The sequence below is a fragment of the Actinocatenispora comari genome (assembly GCF_017312725.1).
GTDB lineage: Bacteria > Actinomycetota > Actinomycetes > Mycobacteriales > Micromonosporaceae > Actinocatenispora > Actinocatenispora comari.
Window position 1 is genome coordinate 12460 of the sequence record NZ_BOPO01000025.1, and the last position, 17483, is coordinate 29942.

Consider the following 17483-nt stretch of genomic DNA (forward strand, 5'->3'; position numbering starts at 1 on the left):
GTTGCTCACCCGGCGGCGCGACCGGCCATTCCGCGATGCAGCAGCGCGAGCGCGCCGACGCTCGCCGCCCCGAACGCCAGCGCGAGCAGCGCCGGCTGCCACAGGTCGTGCGGGACCAGCCCGAGCGCGCCGAAGGCCAGCACATTACCCAGCGTGGCAGCGGTCATCGCACCGAAGAGCACCAACGCGACGGCGCCGACGCCCACCTGCGCCCGGTTGACCGGTGGACCGCAGCGCCTGCGCCAGTCACGCACCAGCACGGCGGCCGCGACCACCATCAGCGCCACCGGGACCACGAGACCGAACCAGCGCAGCCAGTACAGACCGCTGCTGTACAGGGAGACCATGCACATGATCGTCGTGGTGAGGGTCGGCGGGACCAGCCACCAGGCGGCGGACCACCACATCGCCCGCACACCACCCGACCGCGTTTCGGCCACCACCGGTGCCCGGCGGGCCAGCCGGGCGAAGACCACGCTGAGCACCAGCCCCGGCAGGCAGAACGCCAGCGCCACCACCACGAGATCCTCGCCGTAGCCGTACCCGGTTTCCAGCCACCAGAACTCGTGCGCCACCGAGAGGGACGCCACGGTGCCGAACAGCGCCAACATCCCGACTCCGGTGAGCGCGACGTCGCGGCGCCGGTGGCCGTCGCCGTCGGCGGGCCGGGCCGGCCACGGCTGAGCCAGCAGCAACCCCCCGGTCGTCACCAGCGCGAGCGTGGTCACGCAGCCGACGAGTACGCCCGGCAGCGCGGAGAGGTGGATGGCCAGTGCCCAGCCGGCGAGGCTGGCCAGGATCGCGCCGGCGAACAGCGCGATCGACGGTACCGGGGAGGGCCGGCCACCGACGCTCGTGCCCTCGTGCCCCGGCTCCCGGACGTGCGGGGCGCCCTCGGCCGGCCAGCCGACGACAGCCGGTACGGGGCCGGCGTCGCCCGAGCCTCCGGTGGCGGGCAGCGGATCGCTCGCCGCCGTCCCGGCGGCTCCGGCTGCCCCGCTCGGCACCAGGTGCCCACTCGGCACCGGGCCGGCGGCGACGGTACCGGAGTCGGCGACCACGCGGGCGGCCGGCGGGTCGGCGGCCACGCGGGCAGCCGGCGGGTCGGCGGCCACGCGGGCAGCCGGCGGGTCGGGGGTCACGCGGGCGGCGGCGGTGCGCAGGGCGCCCTCGGCGACGACGGTCTCGGGCTGGTCGAGCGCATCGGGCGCCACCCGGGTGGCCCGGTGCACGGTGGTCGCGGCGAGCGGTACCCGGGACGAGCCGCCGACCAGGAAGATGCCGGCCAGTTCGTCGGGTGCGACGCCGACCCGCTCGATCAGCCGGGCGGTCAGCTCGGCGGCGCGGTCGAGCTTCGGCCCGGCGGCGGCCTCGAACTGCTCGCGGGCGATCTGCACGTCCCGGTCGAACAGTGGCACGAACAGGCCGGCGGCGCTGCGCCGGGACAGCGTCTCCTTGGCCGCCCGGGCGTCGTCCCACAGCGTTCGGAACGCCCGCCGGTCGGCGGCGGTCGCCGGGGCGGTCAGCCGGCGCCAGGCGTCCGGATCGCCGGCCGCCACGGCGGCACCGACCTGCTGCACCACCACCTCGTCCAGGTCCAGCCCGCCGAACGAGGCGAGCCCGTCCACGTCGACCACCTCGTAGCCGTCCGCGGTACGGCGCACCGCCGAGACGTCGAACGTCCCGGCGCCCAGGTCGTACACGACGAGCTGCTGGCCGGGCCCGAGCCGGTGGCCCAGTACCGAGGTGAAGTACGCCGCGGCGGCAACCGGCTCGGGGACCAGCCGGGGCGCGGGGAGCCCGGCCAGCGACGCCGCGGTGTGCAGCACCCCGCGACGGGAGGCGGCCCAGGCCGCCGGGTACGTGAGGATCACCGTGTCGGGGACCGCACCGACCGCCCGGCGGGCCTCGCCGGACACCAGCCGCAGCGTCGCCGCCACCGCCTCGCCCACCGGTACCTCGGTGCCGCCCAGCAGCAGGGCGCCGTCGCCGGCGTGGCTCTTCGGGTACGGCTCGTAGCTGGCCGGCGCGAGCCGGGCGCTGTGCACCGCGTCCCGGCCGGCGAGCAGGGTGCCGTCGGGCTCCCGGTACACCGCGGAGGGCAGCAGTGGGGAGCCGTCGAACAGCACCGGCCGGACCCGGCCGTCCGGCCAGCGCAGCACGGCCACCGTGTTCGACGTTCCGTAGTCGATGCCCAGCGCGACACCGGTCAGTGGATCTTGCATGACCCGGAGTCTAGAGGCCGCCGGGAAGCCGCCCAACTGTCTCATGTGGACAGACGCGGGCGCGGGACCGATCGGGTCCCCGTTCCGATCAGTCCCGCAGCGTGCCGATCAGCCAGCGCAGCCAGTCGAGTACGTACCGCTCCGAGCCGATGCCGTTGAGCACCGTGGCGTAGTCGACGAACCGCTGGGTGGTCGGATCCTCCGGGGTGCCGTCCGCCTCGAACTCGGCCCGCACCGTCAGGTAGTGCGCCAGCGACGCCTCCCGCCGTTCCAGCTCGGCGGTGAGCATCTCGCGCATCGCCGCCGGGTCGGCGAGCCAGCCGTTGTACACCCGCAGCAGCAGCTCGTCGTGCGGCTGCGGGGTCGGCAGCGGGCTCGCCGCCCACTCGGCGAGTGCGGCCCGGCCGGCCGCCGTCGCCGAGTACAGCTTCTTGTCGTGCGGCCCCGGGCCCGGCTCGGTGCGGTACTCGGCCCAGCCGGCCTCGACCAGCTTGCGCAGCGTGCCGTGGATCTGCGCGTGGCCGGCGTTCCAGAAGAAGCCGATCGGCTCCCGCATCAGCTGCGCCACCCGGTAGCCGCTGAGCGGTCGGCGGGCGAGCAGACCGAGGATCGCGAATCCCAGCGTGTTCACCCGCCACATCCTGCCCGCCCGCTCGTCCGAGCGGGCCACCCGCCGTCCCGGCCGGCGATTCGCGTCGCCGGCCTCAGCCGACCGGGTCGGTGGCCCAGTCCGGGTGGCCGGGCATCGGCGGGGTGCGCGTGCCGTACAGCCAGGCGGTGAGGAAGCCGTGCAGGTCCTGGTGCGCGACCGAGCTGGCCAGCGCGATGAACTGCCGGGTGCTGCCGGTGCCGCCGGCGTACCGGGCGGCCCAGGCCCGTTCGATCGCGGTGAACCGGGCCGCGCCGACCTTCTCCCGCAGCGCGTAGAGCACCAGCGCGCCCCCGTCGTACACGCCGTCGTTGAACAGGTTGTCCGCGGACGGCTGCGCGACCGGCCCGTACCGGCTGCGCCAGGTGTCGCCGTTGGCGTAGGCGGTGTGCATCCGGTCCACGAAGCTCGCGTAGCCCTCCCGGTCGGCCCAGCTCGCCTCGTAGTAGCTGGCGTGCCCCTCGTTGAGCCACACGTCGGCCCAACGCGCCGGGGCCACCGAGTCGCCGTACCACTGGTGCGCGAGCTCGTGCGCGAGCACCGGCGACCAGTACGACTGCGGCACCGCGCCGAACATCCCGGCCGAGGTGAGCGTCAGCGTCTGGCACTCCAGCGCGAAGCGGAAGTTCGCCGGCGCCGCGAGCACGCCGTAGGTGGCGAACGGGTAGCTGCCGGCCTGCCGGCGCATCCAGGCCAGCTGCGGCCCGGTCACGGCCAGGTCCGGGCCGAGCGTGCCGGCCATCGAGGTCGGTACCACGTTGCGGATCGTGGTGTGGTCCGGCCCGGGCGCGGTCTGCACGGTGTAGTCGCCGACGGCGACCTGCACCAGCTCGGTGGCCATCGGTACCCGCTGCTGGTAGGTCCAGGTGGTCTCGCCGCCGTGCTCGTAGCGCCCGGCGGGCACGCCGTTGGCGACGGCGGTCAGCCCGTCCGGCGCGGTCACCCGGAACGTGTAGCTGGCCTTGTCGCTCGGGTGGTCGCTGCCGGGGAACACCGACCGGGCGCAGGTCGGCTGGCCGGCGGTGACGAACCCGTCGCGGGTGGGCAGCCACCCGGAGGTGATCGGGTTGTTCGGCGGCGCGCAGTGGTGCGTGGCCGCCGGATCGGCCTGGTAGTCCACCGTGACCCGGAACCGCGAGCCGCGGTGCACCGGCCGGGCCGGGGTGACGACCAGCTCGTCGCCGTCCCTGCGGTAGCTCGCCGTGCGACCGTCGACCGTCAGGCCGGTGACGGTGTTGCCGTCGAAGTCCAGGTCGAACCGGGACAGCGACTGCGTCGCGCGGGCGGACACGGTGGTCCGGGCGGTCACCGTTCGCTCGTCCGGCCGGTAGCGCATCGCGAGGTCGTAGTGCGTGACGTCGAAGCCGCCGTTGCCCTCGTCCGGGAACAGCGGGTCGCCGATCCCGGGCGCGCCGGGGGTGGCGCCGCCGGGATGCCCGCCGGACGGGCGGGCGGGCGGTGCCGCGCTCGCCGGGGTCACGGCCACCACCAGCACGGCGGCCACCAGCACCGCGGCGTGCCCGGTACCGCGGCGCCATCGTCCAGGTCTGTCGGCGGTCATAGGTGCCCCCTCGTGGCTGGCCGACGGCTGTCGCACCTCGCGACCGGATCAGCATGGTCCGCGCCGGTCGGTTATGTCAATGCCGACATAGACGCGACACCTCGGCCGAACGGCTATTCCCGTCCCGTCGCGGGTGTGGGTTACGAGACAAACCAGTTCCGGAATCCGGCTCGGCGGCCTAATTTCGTTACGACACAGTCTCGTATCTGAATCGGAGTGACATGGACGCGGCCGAGAACAGTGGGCACCCCCGCCGCTGGCTGATCCTCGGGGTCATGGTCGTCAGCCTGCTGGTGGTCGTCCTCGACAACACGGTCCTGAACGTGGCGATGAAGGTCATCGCCGATCCGAAGGCCGGCCTGGGCGCCTCCCAGAGCCAGCTGGAATGGGCCATCAACGCTTACACCCTCGTCTTCGCCGGGCTGCTGTTCAGCTTCGGCATCCTCGGCGACCGGCACGGCCGGCGCCGGATCCTCATCGCCGGCCTGGCGGTGTTCGGCCTCGCGTCGCTGGTCTCCGCGTACGCGACGTCGCCCGGCGCGCTGATCGCCGCCCGGGCGCTGATGGGCCTCGGTGGCGCCGCCGTCATGCCGGCGACGCTGTCGATCATCTCCAACGTGTTCGACCCGCGCGAGCGGGCCCGCGCCATCGGCATCTGGGGCGGTTCGGTCGGCCTCGCCATCGCGATCGGCCCGATCCTGGGCGGCTTCCTGCTGGAGCACTTCTGGTGGGGCTCGGTCTTCCTGATCAACGTACCGATCGTGGTCGCCGGCCTGGTCGCGATCGTGGCCCTGGTGCCGGAGTCGCGCAACCCGAACCCGGGCAAGATCGACATCGTCGGCGTCCTGCTGTCCGTCGTCGGCCTCGTCGCCCTGGTGTACGGCGTGGTGCACGGCGGTGACCACGGCGACTGGGGCAGCCCGACGGTCTGGGGTCCGCTCGCCGCCGGCGTGCTGATCCTCGCCGGCTTCATCGCGTACGAGCGCCGGATCAGTCACCCGGCGCTGGACGTCACGCTGTTCCGCGACCCGCGGTTCTCCGCGGCGGTCGGCGCCACCGGCCTGATGTTCTTCGCCGCGATGGGCACGTTCTTCTTCTCGGTGTTCTACATCCAGAACGTCCGCGGCTTCAGCCCGCTGGAGGCCGGCCTGCTGATGCTACCGTTCGCCGCCGCCCAGGTGGTGTTCGCGCCGCTGAGCTCCCGGCTGGTCGCCCAGCGCGGGGCGAAGCTGGTCTGCACCGTCGGCATGGTGCTGGTGGCGATCTCGCTCGCCGGGTTCACCCAGCTCGGCGCCGACACCCCACTGTGGGTGCTGGAGGTGCTGTTCTTCGTCCAGGGCGTCGGGATGGCGAACGTGACGCCGCCGGCCACCGAGGCGATCATGTCGGTACTGCCGCGAGAGCGTGCCGGCGTCGGCTCGGCGATCGGCAACACCGTCCGGCAGGTCGGCGGCGCGCTCGGCGTCGCGGTCCTCGGTTCGGTGCTCGCCTCGGTCTACCGGGGCCAGATCACGCCGCACCTGACCGGGCTGCCGGACGCCGCCCGGGCCACCGCGGCCGAGTCGCTGCCGGCGACCGACGGGGTCGCCGCCGCAATGGGCCCGGCCGGTCGGGCCCTGATCGAACCGGCCAACCAGGCGTTCCTGTCCGCGATGCACGCGGCGGCGGCCGGTTCGGCGATCGTCGCGATCCTCGGCGCCGCCGTCGTCCTGCGCTGGCTGCCCGGGCGCTACACCGCCCAGCACCGGCACGTACCGGCGCAGCGGTCGGCACCCGACCGGGTGGCCGAGACGGCGGGTAGCCGGCGAGAATAGTGACGTGAGCACGCGCGGGAGCACCGCTGCGCGGCCGCCCGGGCGGCCGCGCAGCGCCCGCGTCGACGAGGCGATCGTCGACGCGGTGCTCGATCTCATCGCCGAGGGCACCACGGTCGAGGCGCTCTCGATGGACGCCGTCGCGGCCCGAGCCGGGGTCGGCAAGGCCACCGTCTACCGCCGCTGGCCGAACAAGGAGGCACTGGTCTCCGACGCCGTGGTCGCGCTCAAGGGCGATGTCCCGACGCCGCGGGGCGAATCGGTCCGGGCCGACCTGATCTCGCTGCTGACGCTGGTCGGCCGGGCGAACAACCGGGCCGGCAAGATCATGCCGTGCCTGATGCCGGAGATCAAGCGCAATCCGGCCCTCTACCAGCGGTACATGGACTGGATGGAGAAGCGCCGCGAGGTGATCCGGGACGTGCTGCGCCGCGGCATCGCCACCGGCGAGCTCGACCCGGAACTCGACGTCGAGCTGGCGCTCGCCGCGCTGACCGGTCCGATGACGCTGCAGAGCGCGCTGCGCTGGCATCCGCACCTGCCCAAGGAGCGGCTGGCGGAGCGGTTGGTCGACATGATGCTGGCCGGCATCGCCGGCCCCGCCCACCGCGACACCGCGCCCACCACCGGCCCCTCGCACCCCGGCGGGCGTTCCGCCGCCGGGCCCGCCGGCGACCCGCCGGTCACGGGGTGACGACGAGCTTGCCGCGCACGTGGGTGCCGACCAGGTCGGCGTACGCGCGCGGCGCCTCGGCCAGCCGGTAGCGCCGGCCGACGGTGCACGGCAACGTGCCGGCCACCGCGTACCGGGCGAGCAGGTCCAGATCCCCCGGCCCGGCGGCGGCGTAGACGTTGTCGACGATCACCGGGATCCCGACGAACGCGGCCGGGTCGGGGCTCGGGAACGCCGCGTTCAACAGCCGGCCGCCGGCCCGCAGCACCCGGCTCGTGGCCGGCAGCGCCGCGCCGGGCAGCGCGAGATTGACCAGCACGTCGACGCCGTCCGGATGGCGTCGCCGCACCTCCGCGACCGTGTCGACGTCCCGGTACCCGATCACCTCGGCCGCGCCGAGCCCCCGCAGGTACCGCTCGTCGGCGGCGACACCGGTCGCGAGCACCCGCGCACCGGCCGCCGCCAGCAGCGGCACGACCGCACCGCCGACTCCCCCGGCCGCCCCGATCACCAGCACCGTCGGCTCGGTCCCGACGTGCCGGCGGGCCGGACCGGCCGGGGCCGCTGCACGCTCCGAGCCGAGGCCACCGGCCGGATCCGTGGCAGGCTCCGGCCCGAGGCCGGCGGCTGAGCCAGCGGATGGCACGGGCGCGAGACCGGCGGGTGGCACGGGCGCGAGATCGGCGGCTGAGCCGGCGGGTGGCGCGGGGGCGAGACCGGCGGCGCGCAGGAGTGCGAGCGCGGTGAGCCCGGCGATCGGCAGGGTGGCCGCGTGTTGCGGGTCCAGACCGGGCGGGCGACGGCCGATCGCGGCGGTGTCCGCCTCGAAGACGGCGTACTCGGCCACCGTGCCGGTGGTCAGCGACGGCGGATCGGCCAGCATCGTCGCCATCCGGCCGGTGGCGCGCGGTAGACCGACGCCGAAGACCTGCTCGCCCACCGCGTACCGGTCGACGCCGGCGCCGAGTGCGGTGACGGTGCCGGCGAAGTCGCTGCCGAGCACGTACGGGAACCGCAACGGCGTCAGGTCGCGCAGCACCCCGCTGAGGGTGCGCAGGTCGGCCGGGTTGAGCGCGGCGGCCGCGATGCGGACCTGGAACTGGCCGGGGCCGGGCCGGGGCACCGCGATGTCGTCGACGGTCAGCACGTCCGGACCGCCGTACCCGTGGGCGACCACTGCCTTCATCGGCTTCCTCCAAAACTTGACCACGCGGTCATGTTGTTCGGAGGCTAGCACGGAACATGACCGTACGGTCAAGTTGCGCTAGGGTGAGCGGATGCCCCGTGCCGACGCCGCCCGCAACCGACAGTTGGTGCTTGCCGCCGCGTCGGCGGAGCTCGCCGCCCACGGCCTCGACGTCTCGATGGCCCGCATCGCGGCCCGGGCGGGCGTGGCGAAGGGCACCGTGTTCAACCACTTCCCCACCAAGGAGGACCTGGTCGCGGAGATCTTCGAGGACCGCATCGGCGGCCTGGTCGCGCTCGGCGCCGAGCTGCGCGGCGCCGACGATCCGGCGGACGCGCTGCTGCGGTTCATGGTCGCCGGCATCGAGTTGCAGGCCACCGACCGCTCGTTCTGCGAGGCCGCCACCTCGATCTCCCGGGCCGATCCCCGGGTACGGGCGGCGAGCGGACGGTTGGCCGAGACCGCCGAGCAGCTGACCCGACGGGCCCGGGACGCCGGCGCCATCCGCGCCGACGTCACCGGGCACGACATCGTGTTGCTGTTCAACGCCGCCGCCCAGGCCGCCGCGCCGGTCGGCGCCGCGGCGCCCGGGCTGTGGCGGCGCTACCTGCACCTGATCTTCGACGGGCTCGCGCCCGGGTCCGCGCACGAGCTGCCCGTCCCGGCCCCCACCGCGGCCGACTTCACCGCCGCCGCGTCGGCCGACCCCGGCCCGACCGGCTGAGCCCGGCCCCGCCGGGGGCGTCCCGGGCGGGGCTCAGCCCTGGTTGGGCATGCCGGCGGGCACGTAGCGCTCGCCCGTCGCCGTACCGTCGAAGGCCCCGGTCAGCGCGGTCAGCTCGGCGTCGGACAGCCGCAGCTGCGCCGCGGCGATGTTGTCGCGCAGGTACTTCGACCGCTTCGTACCGGGGATCGCGACGACGTTGTCGCCCTGGGCCAGCACCCAGGCGAGGGCGACCTGCGCCGAGGTGGCGTCGTGCGCCTGCGCGACCCGGCGTACCTCGGCGAGCAGCGGCAGGTTCGCGTCCAGCGCACCGTCGGCGAACCGCGGGTTGCTGCGCCGGAAGTCGTCCGGGGCCAGGGCGTCCAGCCCGGCGATGGCGCCGGTCAGGAACCCGCGGCCGAGCGGCGAGTACGCCACCAGCGTGGTGCCCAGCTCGCGGGCGGTGTCGAGCAGCCCGTTGTGCAGCACGTCCTGGCTCCACAGCGACAGCTCCATCTGCGCGGCCGCGATCGGGTGCACCGCGTTCGCCCGGCGCAGCAGGTCGGCGCTGATCTCGGACAGGCCGAGCTGACCGACCTTGCCGGCGGCGACCAGGTCGGCCATCGCGCCGACCGTGTCCTCGATCGGGGTCACGCCGTCCCACCGGTGCATGTAGTAGAGGTCGATCCGGTCGATGCCGAGCCGCTGCAACGACGCGTCGACCGCGCGCCGCAGGTACGCCGGGGACGAGTCGATGCGCCGGGTGTCCCCCTCGCGGACGATCGCGAACTTCGTGGCGAGCACGGCGTCGCCGCGGCGCCTGGCGAGCACCCGGCCGGCCAGCCGCTCGTTGTGCCCCCTGCCGTACATGTCGGCGGTGTCCAGCAGCCGGACGCCGGCGTCCAGCGCCTCGTCGATCACCTGCTCGGACGCCGCGTCGTCGCCCTCGCCGTAGAACTCGCTCATGCCCATCAGGCCGAGCCCGACCACCGGGATCCGCGGGCCGTCGGTACCGAGCTGACGGGTCGGTTGTGCAGTCACGTGGACGTTCCTTCCTCGCTGTCGCGGTCCGCGCCGCGACCTTGCCGTCGCGGCACTCACCGCGACCTGCCACACCGTCGCGGCGAGCGCCGCGACCTGCCACCACTCTGCGCCGGTGCCCGGCCCGGTGGCAGGGTGAACCGTGACGAGCAACGCCGTTCCTGGGTGCGGCAGGGTCACCCACCGCCCCGGGGGCGCTGCCAGACTGGTCGGCATGGCAGCCGACAACCGTCGTCGAACACCCGACCGCGCCGGGTTGGGCGAGTTCCTGCGGGCCCGCCGGGCCCGGGTGACCCCCACCGAGGTCGGGCTCGCACCCGGCCCCGGCCTGCGCCGTACCCCCGGGCTGCGGCGCGAGGAGCTGGCCGCGGTGGCCGGCGTCAGCGTCGACTACTACATCCGGCTGGAGCAGGGCAAGGAGACCCGGCCCAGCGCCGCGGTGCTCGACGCGCTCGCCCGCGCGCTGCGGCTGGGCACCGACGAGCGGGCGCACCTGCACGCGCTCGCCGAGCAGGCGGCCCGGCACTCGACGGCGCCGCGGCCGAACCCGGTGCGTACCGTGCGGCCGGTGTTGCGGCGCATGCTCACCAGCCTGCTGCCGGCCCCGGCGTACGTGCTGAGCCGCACCAGCGACGTGCTCGCGGCGAACCCGCCCGGGCTGCGGCTGTTCGCCGGGCTGGACGAGTGGCCGGCCGAGCGGCGCAACACGATCCGCTACCTGTTCCTGCACCCGGCGGCGCGGTCGCTGTTCCCGCAGTGGGAGCGGGTCGCCGCGGAGAGCGTCGCGCACCTGCGCACCGTCGCCGGTACCGACCCGGACGCGCCGGACCTGACCGCGCTTGTCGGCGAGCTGGTCGTCAAGTCGGACGAGTTCGCCACCATGTGGCGCCGCTACGACGTGCGGCTCAAGGCGACCGGCCGCAAGGAGTACGAGCACCCCGACGTCGGCCGGTTCGGCCTGGACTACGAGGTGCTCTCCCCGGCCCGCGCGGACGGCCAGCGGCTCGTCGCGTACCAGGCGGAGCCGGGGACGCCGGACCACGACGCGATGCTGCTGCTGGCGCTCGCCGCCGGCGCCGACGAGCGGCAGACCCCGAGCGAGCCGGCGGCGCACCCGGTCGAGCCGGCCGCCGACCCGGCCACCGGCCGGGGCACCGACGACTGATCGCCGCGCCCCGGCCGGCTCGACTCACCCGACCGGGCCGCTGGCTCGGTCGTTCGGCCCGACGGTCGCCGGGTCGAGGCGCTCGGTCGGCTCGCGCCGACCGAGCGGCCCGGTCAGCCCTGCCGCGGCGTCGCGGCCACCTCGGCCGCGGAACGCTCCACGCAGAACTCGTTGCCCTCCGGGTCGGCGAGCACCACGAAGCCGCGGCCGTCGGCCCGCCGGTGGTCGGCGAACAGGGTGGCGCCGAGCGCGAGCGCCCGGTCGACCTCCTGGTCCCGGGTGCGGCCGCCGCTGGGCTGCAGGTCCAGGTGCACGCGGTTCTTGACCGACTTGCCCTCCGGCACGGTGACGAACAGGATCGCCGGGCCACCGTCCGGCGCCTCGACCAGCGCCTCCGGGTCACCGGGCAGGTCGTCGACGCTCATCGGCCGGCCGAGCAGCTGGGACCAGAACCTGCCCAGCTCGTACGGGTCCGCCGCGTCGACGGTGATGTGACGTACTACGGGATGCATCCACGAACTCCTTGTACGGGTGCGCTTCCAGCCTCGATGTCGGGAAGCGCGGTGCGAAGACTCGACACGCTCACCACACCTCCTCTCGCCGGGGCCCGGAGGTGCACTCGCACCGGGCCTGCGCACTGTCTACCCGACCGACCCGCACGCGACCAGGCAATTCACCGACGACGAAGATCACACTGGAGTCTCCACCGACGGGAGAGGGCACGGTCGAGGACGTGAGCGAGCAGGACCAGCCGGGCACCGGTACGGCGACGCTGTCCATCGGGGCGCTGTCGGCGCGCACCGGGCTGCCGGTCAAGACCATCCGGTACTACTCCGACCTCGACCTGCTGCCGGTCGCCGGACGCACCAGCGCCGGGTACCGGCGGTACGACGAGGCGGCGGCCGCCCGGTTGGCGCTGATCCGCACCCTGCGCGAACTGGGGCTGGGCCTCGCGCCGATCCGCCGGGTACTGGACCGGCAGGCCGCGCTCGCCGACGTCGCCGCGGCGCACGCGGACGCGCTGGAGCAGCAGATCCGGATCCTCCGGCTGCACCGCTCGGTGCTGCGCGCGCTCGCGGTCCGCGAACCCGATCTCACGGAGGTGGAACGAATGAACGACATCGCCCGCGCGTCGGCCGCCGAGCGGCACCGGATCCAGGAGGAGTTCCTGGACCACGTGTTCGGTGGGCTGCGCGTCGACCCGCAGTTCGAGCAGCTGATGCGCCGGGCCCGGCCCGACCTGCCGGACGATCCGACGCCGGAGCAGCTCGACGCCTGGATCGAGCTGGCGGATCTGCTGGTCGACACCGACTTCCGGGCCCGGATCCGGCGGATGGCCGAGCAGCACGCGGCCGATGCGGAGATGGTCGCCGGCCGGCGGGACTCCCGGTCCTCGCCCGAGGTGGCCGAGCGGGTCGCCGCCCTGGCCGGCGCGGCGCTGGATGCCGGCGTCGATCCGGCGTCGGCCGCGGCGGCGCCGGTGGTGGCCGAGCTGGTCGGCGTGTTCGCCGCGCACGACGATCGCACCGACACCCCCGAGTACCGGGAGTGGATCCGCACCTCGATCGGGGGCGGCGCCGACGCCCGCGCCGAGCGGTACTGGCAGCTGCTCGCGGTCATCAACGGCTGGCCGGCGGTGCCGACCCGGGTACCGGCCTGGGAGTGGTTCGCCGCCGCCCTCGCCGCCCACACCGGCTGAACCGGTGGGATCCGTTGCAGTGCAACGGATCCCACCGACAACGGTGGGTGGCGGAAAGGTACCCGCCGGGTGGCCGGTCTCCGCTATCGTGACCGGATGTCCAACTCCCCTTCGGCTGCGGTTCGTCCCGCCGTCCCCCGCCCGGCCCTGGTGCAGGTGGCCCTGGTCGCCGCCGCCGTGGCCGGGCTCGCCGGGCTGGCCGTGCTGGTCACCTACCCGGTCGCCCGCTCCGCCATCGGCACGATCGTGGTCAGCCCCGACGCGCACAACCCGCGCCTCGACCTGCGGGACGCGGCGATCATCACGGCCGTGTTCGGCGCGGTCACCCTCCTGGTCGCCGCGGCCTCGCTGTGGCTGCTGCTGCGGCCGCGCCGCAACGGCAAGACCTGGCTGGTGATCGGCTGGGTGGTGGCGGCCTGCGGCCAGCTGCTCGGCTTCGCCGGCGGCTCCGGCGACAACTGGCACGACGTGCTGCCCGCGTTCTACCCACCCCTGCAGTACGGCACCGGCCTTGCCATCGTGGTGCTCGCGGTGCTGGTGATCGTGCTGCTGGTGCTGCGCCCGACGACCGCCTACCTGGACGCGGCGACCCCGGTCAGCGCCGGCGCCGACCAGCAGGTCTTCGACCTCAAGCGAGTCGGCCGCAAGGGTTAGGAACCGGCACCCGACGGTCGGGTCAGGGCAGGTCGGTGGTGGCCGGTGGTGGCACCGGCGCGGCGGCGCCGCGGGCCACCGGGGTGACGCCGGCGGCCGGCATCGTGCAGGTGACCTCCAGGCCACCGCCGGACAGCGCGCGGGCGCTCACCGAGCCGCCGTGCGCGTCGATGACCGCCCGCACGATCGACAGCCCCAGCCCGGACCCGCGGGTACCGGTGCGTTCCCGGCCGCCGCGGCGGAACGGTTCGAACAGCGCCGGTACCTCGCCCGGGTCCAGCTCACCGCCGGAGTTGCCGACCACCAGGTAGGCGTGCTCGGCGTCGGTGGAGGTGCGAACCCACAGCGTGCCGCCGGCATGGTTGTAGCGCACCGCGTTCTCGATCAGGTTGCCGGCCAGCCGCTCCAGCAGGCTCGGGTCGCCGACCACCGGCGCCGGCGGCGTCGCGACCTGCAACGACAGCTCCATCCGGGCCACGTCCGGCCGTACCGCCGACAGCGCCACCGCGACCCCGGCGGCGAGGTCCGCCGGCACCTTGCGGACCAGCCGGCGGCCGGCCTGCGCCTCGGTACGGGCGAGCAGCAGCAGCGACTCGACCAGTGAGTTCGCCCGCTCGGACGCCTCCCGGACCACCCGGCCCATCCGGCGCAGCTCCTCGGCGTCGGAGGCCGGATCGGCCAGCACCACGTCGACCTCGGTACGCATCACCGCGAGCGGTGTGCGCAGCTCGTGGCTGGCGTTCGCGACGAACCGGCGCTGCGAGGCGAACGCGTCGGTGATCCGGTCGAGCATCGCGTCGTAGGTGTTGGCCAGCTCGCGGATCTCGTCGTCCGGCCCGGCGTACCGGATCCGCTGGTCCATCGTCTCGGTCGACAACCGCCGCGCGGCCTGGGTGACCCGGGTCAGCGGCCGCAGCGCCCGGCCCGTGACGATGTACCCGCCGATCACCCCGGCCGAGCTGATCACCACCAGCGCCGCCAGCCCCTTGAACACCACCTCCAGCTCGGTGTCGCGCGCGAGCCGGGCCTGGTAGCGCTTCGCGTCGACGACCTGACCGTCGGCCAGCGTCACCTGGGAACCGGCCTGCAGCTGCTGTGCCGGTACCAGCGCCTGGCGGACCAGCAGCAGCGACAGCCCGAGCAGCAGCGCGCCGGCGCCGACCAGCAGCACGCCGTTGAGCAGGGTCAGCCGCAGCCGCAGCGTCGGTCGGGGCGAGGTGGCCCGGACCCGCCGGTACAGCCGGCCGCGCAGGCCCGGTGGTGGGGCCACGGTCTCGCCGGCGGCCGGACGATCGGTACCGGGGCCGCCGGTCATGCCGCGGTGATGCGGTAGCCGGCACCCACCACGGTCTCGATCAGCGGTGGATCGCCGAGCTTGCGGCGCAACGTCATCACGGTGACCCGGACGGTGGTGGTGAACGGGTCCGCGTTGGCGTCCCAGACCCGTTCCAGCAGCTCCTCGCTGGACACCACGCCGCCCCGCGCCTTGATCAGCTCCTCCAGGACGCCGAACTCCTTGCGGGTGAGGTCGAGCATCCGGCCGTCGCGCTGCACGCCCCGCTTGGCCGGGTCGAGCTCGACGTCGGCGACCCGCAGCACCGGCGGCGCGGCCGGCGTCGCCCGCCGGCCCAGCGCCCGGACCCGGGCCACCAGCTCGTCGAACGCGAACGGCTTGGCCAGGTAGTCGTCCGCGCCGAGCTCCAGACCCTCCACCCGCTCCGCGACGCTGCCGGACGCGGTGAGCATCAGCACCCGGGTGAGCAGGCCGGCGCGGACCAGGTCGATGCAGATCTCGTCGCCGTGCACCCCGGGCAGGTCGCGGTCGAGCACCACCACGTCGTAGCGGGTGGTGAGCGCCATCTCGTGACCGTTGGTGCCGTCGTACGCGGTGTCCACCGCCATGCCCTCGCGGCGCAGCCCGCGGGCGACGGCGTCCGCCAGCGCACGCTCGTCCTCGATCACCAGGACCCGCACCGGCAGTGCCTCCCCTCGACCGCGTCGGATGGCCGGCCCGTACGACGCGTCGGGTCGGCCTGGTGCATCATCCCCGGTCGTCCCGGCACGGAGCAAGCCAGGCGAACGGCACAAGCCGACCGGTACCCCCCGACCCGGTGATCGGACCGGGACGGGGGTACCGGGTCAGCGCGGCGACCGGGTGGCGGCAATCACTGAGTAGCGTCGCGAACGCTGTTCGCAACCTTCTGCACGTCGCTCTTGGCCGACGGCGGTGCGGTGAACCGGAGCACCACCTGACGGTCCATCGGGCCGCCGGGCTTGCTGTGCCAGTACCGCACCAGGACCAGGCCGTAGCCGGAGCTGCCGTCCGGCGCGGTGACCTTGTCCGCCTGCGCCCACGAGGAGTTGCCGCCGTCGCGCTGCCAGGGCAGGCCGAACGCCTCCTCCTGCTCACGCATGTTGATCTTCTTCGCCGCGTCGCACGGCTCGCCACAGGTACGCACGATCACGTCGCCGCCGGCCTTGGTCTTCGAGCCGACGCAGTGGTAGTTGACGTAGCTCGTCGACTGGTCCTTCTTGGTGCAGGTCCAGTCGGACGGTGCGACGAAGTCGAACCCCAGCCCGGCCAGGCCGGACATCGTCTTGGTCTTGTCGCCGGAGCCGAACTTGGCGAACGAGGACGGCCAGGAGGCGTCCTTCGGCGGCTCCTTGCCCGGGTGCTTGGGCGTGCTCGGCGCCGACTTCTGCGTGTGCGGCGTCGGCTGGCCCTGCGGCGCCGTGCTCTTGCCACCGGTGGGCTTGGCGCTCGCCGACTGCTTGGTCTGCGGCGTACCGCTGTCACGGGTGAAGTAGACCGCGCCGCCGATGCCGCCACCGAGCACCACGACGATCAGGATGACCAGCCCGATGAGCAGCCCGGTCCGGCGCGGCTTCTCCTCCGGCTCGGCCGACAGCGGCGGGTACTGCTGCGGCGGCTGCTGACCGCCGAACTGGTCGGGCTGCTGCTGCCGCGGCGGGGTGAACTGCCCGGCCTGCTGGCCGCCGAACGGCTCCGGCTGCTGCGCGGCGAACGGCTCCGCCTGCGGACCGGCGAACTCGGCCTGCTGCTGCCCCTGCGGGGCGAACGGGTCGGGCGCCGCCGCGGCCTGCTGACCACCGGCGTTGAACGGATCGACCGGCTCGAACGGGTTCGGCGCGCTCGCCGTGCCGAACCCCGGCGGCTGCTCGGCACCGAACTGGTCGGGCTGCTGCGGGACCGCGCCGAACTGATCGGGCTGGCTGGTCTGCTGTCCCGGCGCACCGAACTGGCCCGCCTGGTTGGCCTGCGGCGGCACCGCGCCGCCGGCATCGGGCCGGATCATCGTGGTCGCCGGCTCGTCGTCGCCGGCCGGTGGCTGGAACCCGGAGCCCATCGGCGCGCCGGAGGCCGGCATCCCGGAGACCGGCGTCGGCATCGGCTGGCCGGGCACCGGCGGCACCGCCCCGGGCGGCCCGGACATCGGCTGACCCGACATGGGCTGACCCGACATCGGCTGCGCCGACATCGGCTGACCGGACATCGGCTGCGCCGACATGGGCTGCGCAGACACGGGCTGGCCCGGCACCGGTTGACCGGAGACCTGCTGGCCGGGCAACTGCTGACCGGCGGGTGCGGTCACCGGCTGGCAGGGCGCGCCCATCGCGGCGAACACGTTCGCGGCGCTGGCACCGCCGTCGTCGGGGAACGCCACCCACGGTTGCTGGCCGACCAGGTCGGCGGCCACCGGGCCACCGACCGGCGCGGCCTGGCGCACCTGTTCGACCGTCGCGCTGAACTGCCAGCGACTCTGTGGATCGACCGCCGCCTGGCCCTCGAGCACGGCCATGGTGACCTGGTTGCCCTGCTGGTCGACTGCCCGCCAGACCCGGCCTGCCGGGCCCGCGCCGAGCAGGTCCCGCAACGCGTACGGGCCGATTGTCTGCATCTCACTCTCTCTCTTCCACGCCGCCGTGCTCTGCGACGGATGGTATAGCTCCGGTTCACCACCGGGGTACCGGCGTGGCGGCGCCGCGGCCGCCGGGGTGAGCGGTCTCCCGTCGGCGGCGGCCGGCGCGGGAGTGTTGTTCTGGGGCGGTATCTTGGGGCACTCCACCCGCAACCCCCGTATCGGCTGCCCG

Annotated in this window: 15 protein-coding genes; 6 read left to right on the forward strand and 9 right to left on the reverse strand. The window is 74.4% G+C overall.

From position 1 onward, the window contains the following. Window positions 1-5: 5 nt before the first annotated feature. The 3 genes from NUM_RS09185 to NUM_RS09195 all read right to left on the reverse strand — a co-directional run bounded on the left by NUM_RS09185 (window position 6) and on the right by NUM_RS09195 (window position 4435). Window positions 6-2225, reverse strand: coding sequence for an Hsp70 family protein (locus NUM_RS09185; RefSeq protein ID WP_207124379.1), 2220 nt, complete (start codon window positions 2223-2225; stop codon window positions 6-8). An 88-nt stretch (window positions 2226-2313) separates the two neighbouring features. Continuing rightward, window positions 2314-2856 (reverse strand): PadR family transcriptional regulator, encoded by a 543-nt coding sequence (locus tag NUM_RS09190; protein WP_207124380.1) that lies wholly within the window; start codon window positions 2854-2856, stop codon window positions 2314-2316. 73 nt (window positions 2857-2929) lie between these two features. Then, window positions 2930-4435, reverse strand: a complete 1506-nt coding sequence (locus NUM_RS09195) for a M1 family metallopeptidase (RefSeq protein ID WP_207124381.1) — start codon at window positions 4433-4435, stop codon at window positions 2930-2932. Window positions 4436-4656: 221 nt separating this feature from the next. On the opposite strand from NUM_RS09195, the gene NUM_RS09200 reads away from it, so the two are divergent. Continuing rightward, on the forward strand, window positions 4657-6249 hold the full coding sequence (locus NUM_RS09200) for an MFS transporter (RefSeq protein WP_207124382.1): 1593 nt from the start codon (window positions 4657-4659) through the stop codon (window positions 6247-6249). Window positions 6250-6253: 4 nt separating this feature from the next. Next, entirely contained in the window at window positions 6254-6943 is a 690-nt protein-coding gene (locus NUM_RS09205; RefSeq protein WP_207124383.1) for a TetR/AcrR family transcriptional regulator, read from the forward strand. On the opposite strand, the gene NUM_RS09210 is transcribed toward NUM_RS09205, so the two are convergent. Then, a complete protein-coding gene (locus NUM_RS09210) occupies window positions 6933-8108 on the reverse strand; it encodes an NADP-dependent oxidoreductase (protein ID WP_207124384.1) in 1176 nt (391 codons plus the stop codon). The genes NUM_RS09205 and NUM_RS09210 overlap by 11 nt on opposite strands. 91 nt (window positions 8109-8199) lie before the next feature. Between NUM_RS09210 and NUM_RS09215 the strand changes: the two genes are divergently transcribed. Further along, window positions 8200-8832: a TetR/AcrR family transcriptional regulator gene (locus tag NUM_RS09215; RefSeq protein ID WP_207124385.1), complete on the forward strand. Its 633-nt coding sequence runs from the start codon at window positions 8200-8202 to the stop codon at window positions 8830-8832. 33 nt (window positions 8833-8865) lie between these two features. Here NUM_RS09215 and NUM_RS09220 read toward each other — a convergent pair whose 3' ends face one another. Further along, window positions 8866-9852, reverse strand: a complete 987-nt coding sequence (locus tag NUM_RS09220; protein WP_225918448.1) for an aldo/keto reductase — start codon at window positions 9850-9852, stop codon at window positions 8866-8868. Between the two features lie 214 nt (window positions 9853-10066). Here NUM_RS09220 and NUM_RS09225 point away from each other — a divergent pair, with 214 nt between their 5' ends. Continuing rightward, window positions 10067-11017, forward strand: a complete 951-nt coding sequence (locus NUM_RS09225; protein ID WP_207124386.1) for a helix-turn-helix domain-containing protein — start codon at window positions 10067-10069, stop codon at window positions 11015-11017. A 113-nt stretch (window positions 11018-11130) separates the two neighbouring features. Here the strand turns inward: NUM_RS09225 and NUM_RS09230 are convergent, their stop codons facing one another. Then, window positions 11131-11529, reverse strand: coding sequence for a VOC family protein (locus NUM_RS09230; RefSeq protein ID WP_207124387.1), 399 nt, complete (start codon window positions 11527-11529; stop codon window positions 11131-11133). Window positions 11530-11750: 221 nt separating this feature from the next. On the opposite strand from NUM_RS09230, the gene NUM_RS09235 reads away from it, so the two are divergent. Both NUM_RS09235 and NUM_RS09240 read left to right on the forward strand, forming a co-directional pair. Beyond that, the gene (locus NUM_RS09235; RefSeq protein ID WP_225918449.1) at window positions 11751-12716 is read left to right on the forward strand and encodes a MerR family transcriptional regulator; all 966 of its coding nucleotides are present in this window, start codon (window positions 11751-11753) and stop codon (window positions 12714-12716) included. Between the two features lie 96 nt (window positions 12717-12812). Then, the gene (locus NUM_RS09240; protein WP_207124388.1) at window positions 12813-13370 is read left to right on the forward strand and encodes a hypothetical protein; all 558 of its coding nucleotides are present in this window, start codon (window positions 12813-12815) and stop codon (window positions 13368-13370) included. A 22-nt stretch (window positions 13371-13392) separates the two neighbouring features. On the opposite strand, the gene NUM_RS09245 is transcribed toward NUM_RS09240, so the two are convergent. The 3 genes from NUM_RS09245 to NUM_RS09255 all read right to left on the reverse strand — a co-directional run bounded on the left by NUM_RS09245 (window position 13393) and on the right by NUM_RS09255 (window position 17290). Further along, a complete protein-coding gene (locus NUM_RS09245; protein WP_207124389.1) occupies window positions 13393-14685 on the reverse strand; it encodes a sensor histidine kinase in 1293 nt (430 codons plus the stop codon). Next, window positions 14682-15344 (reverse strand): response regulator transcription factor, encoded by a 663-nt coding sequence (locus NUM_RS09250; protein WP_207124390.1) that lies wholly within the window; start codon window positions 15342-15344, stop codon window positions 14682-14684. The genes NUM_RS09245 and NUM_RS09250 overlap by 4 nt, the downstream gene beginning before the upstream one ends. A 191-nt stretch (window positions 15345-15535) precedes the next feature. Continuing rightward, window positions 15536-17290, reverse strand: a complete 1755-nt coding sequence (locus NUM_RS09255) for a mediator complex subunit 15 domain-containing protein (RefSeq protein WP_207124391.1) — start codon at window positions 17288-17290, stop codon at window positions 15536-15538. Between the last annotated feature and the right edge of the window lie 193 nt (window positions 17291-17483).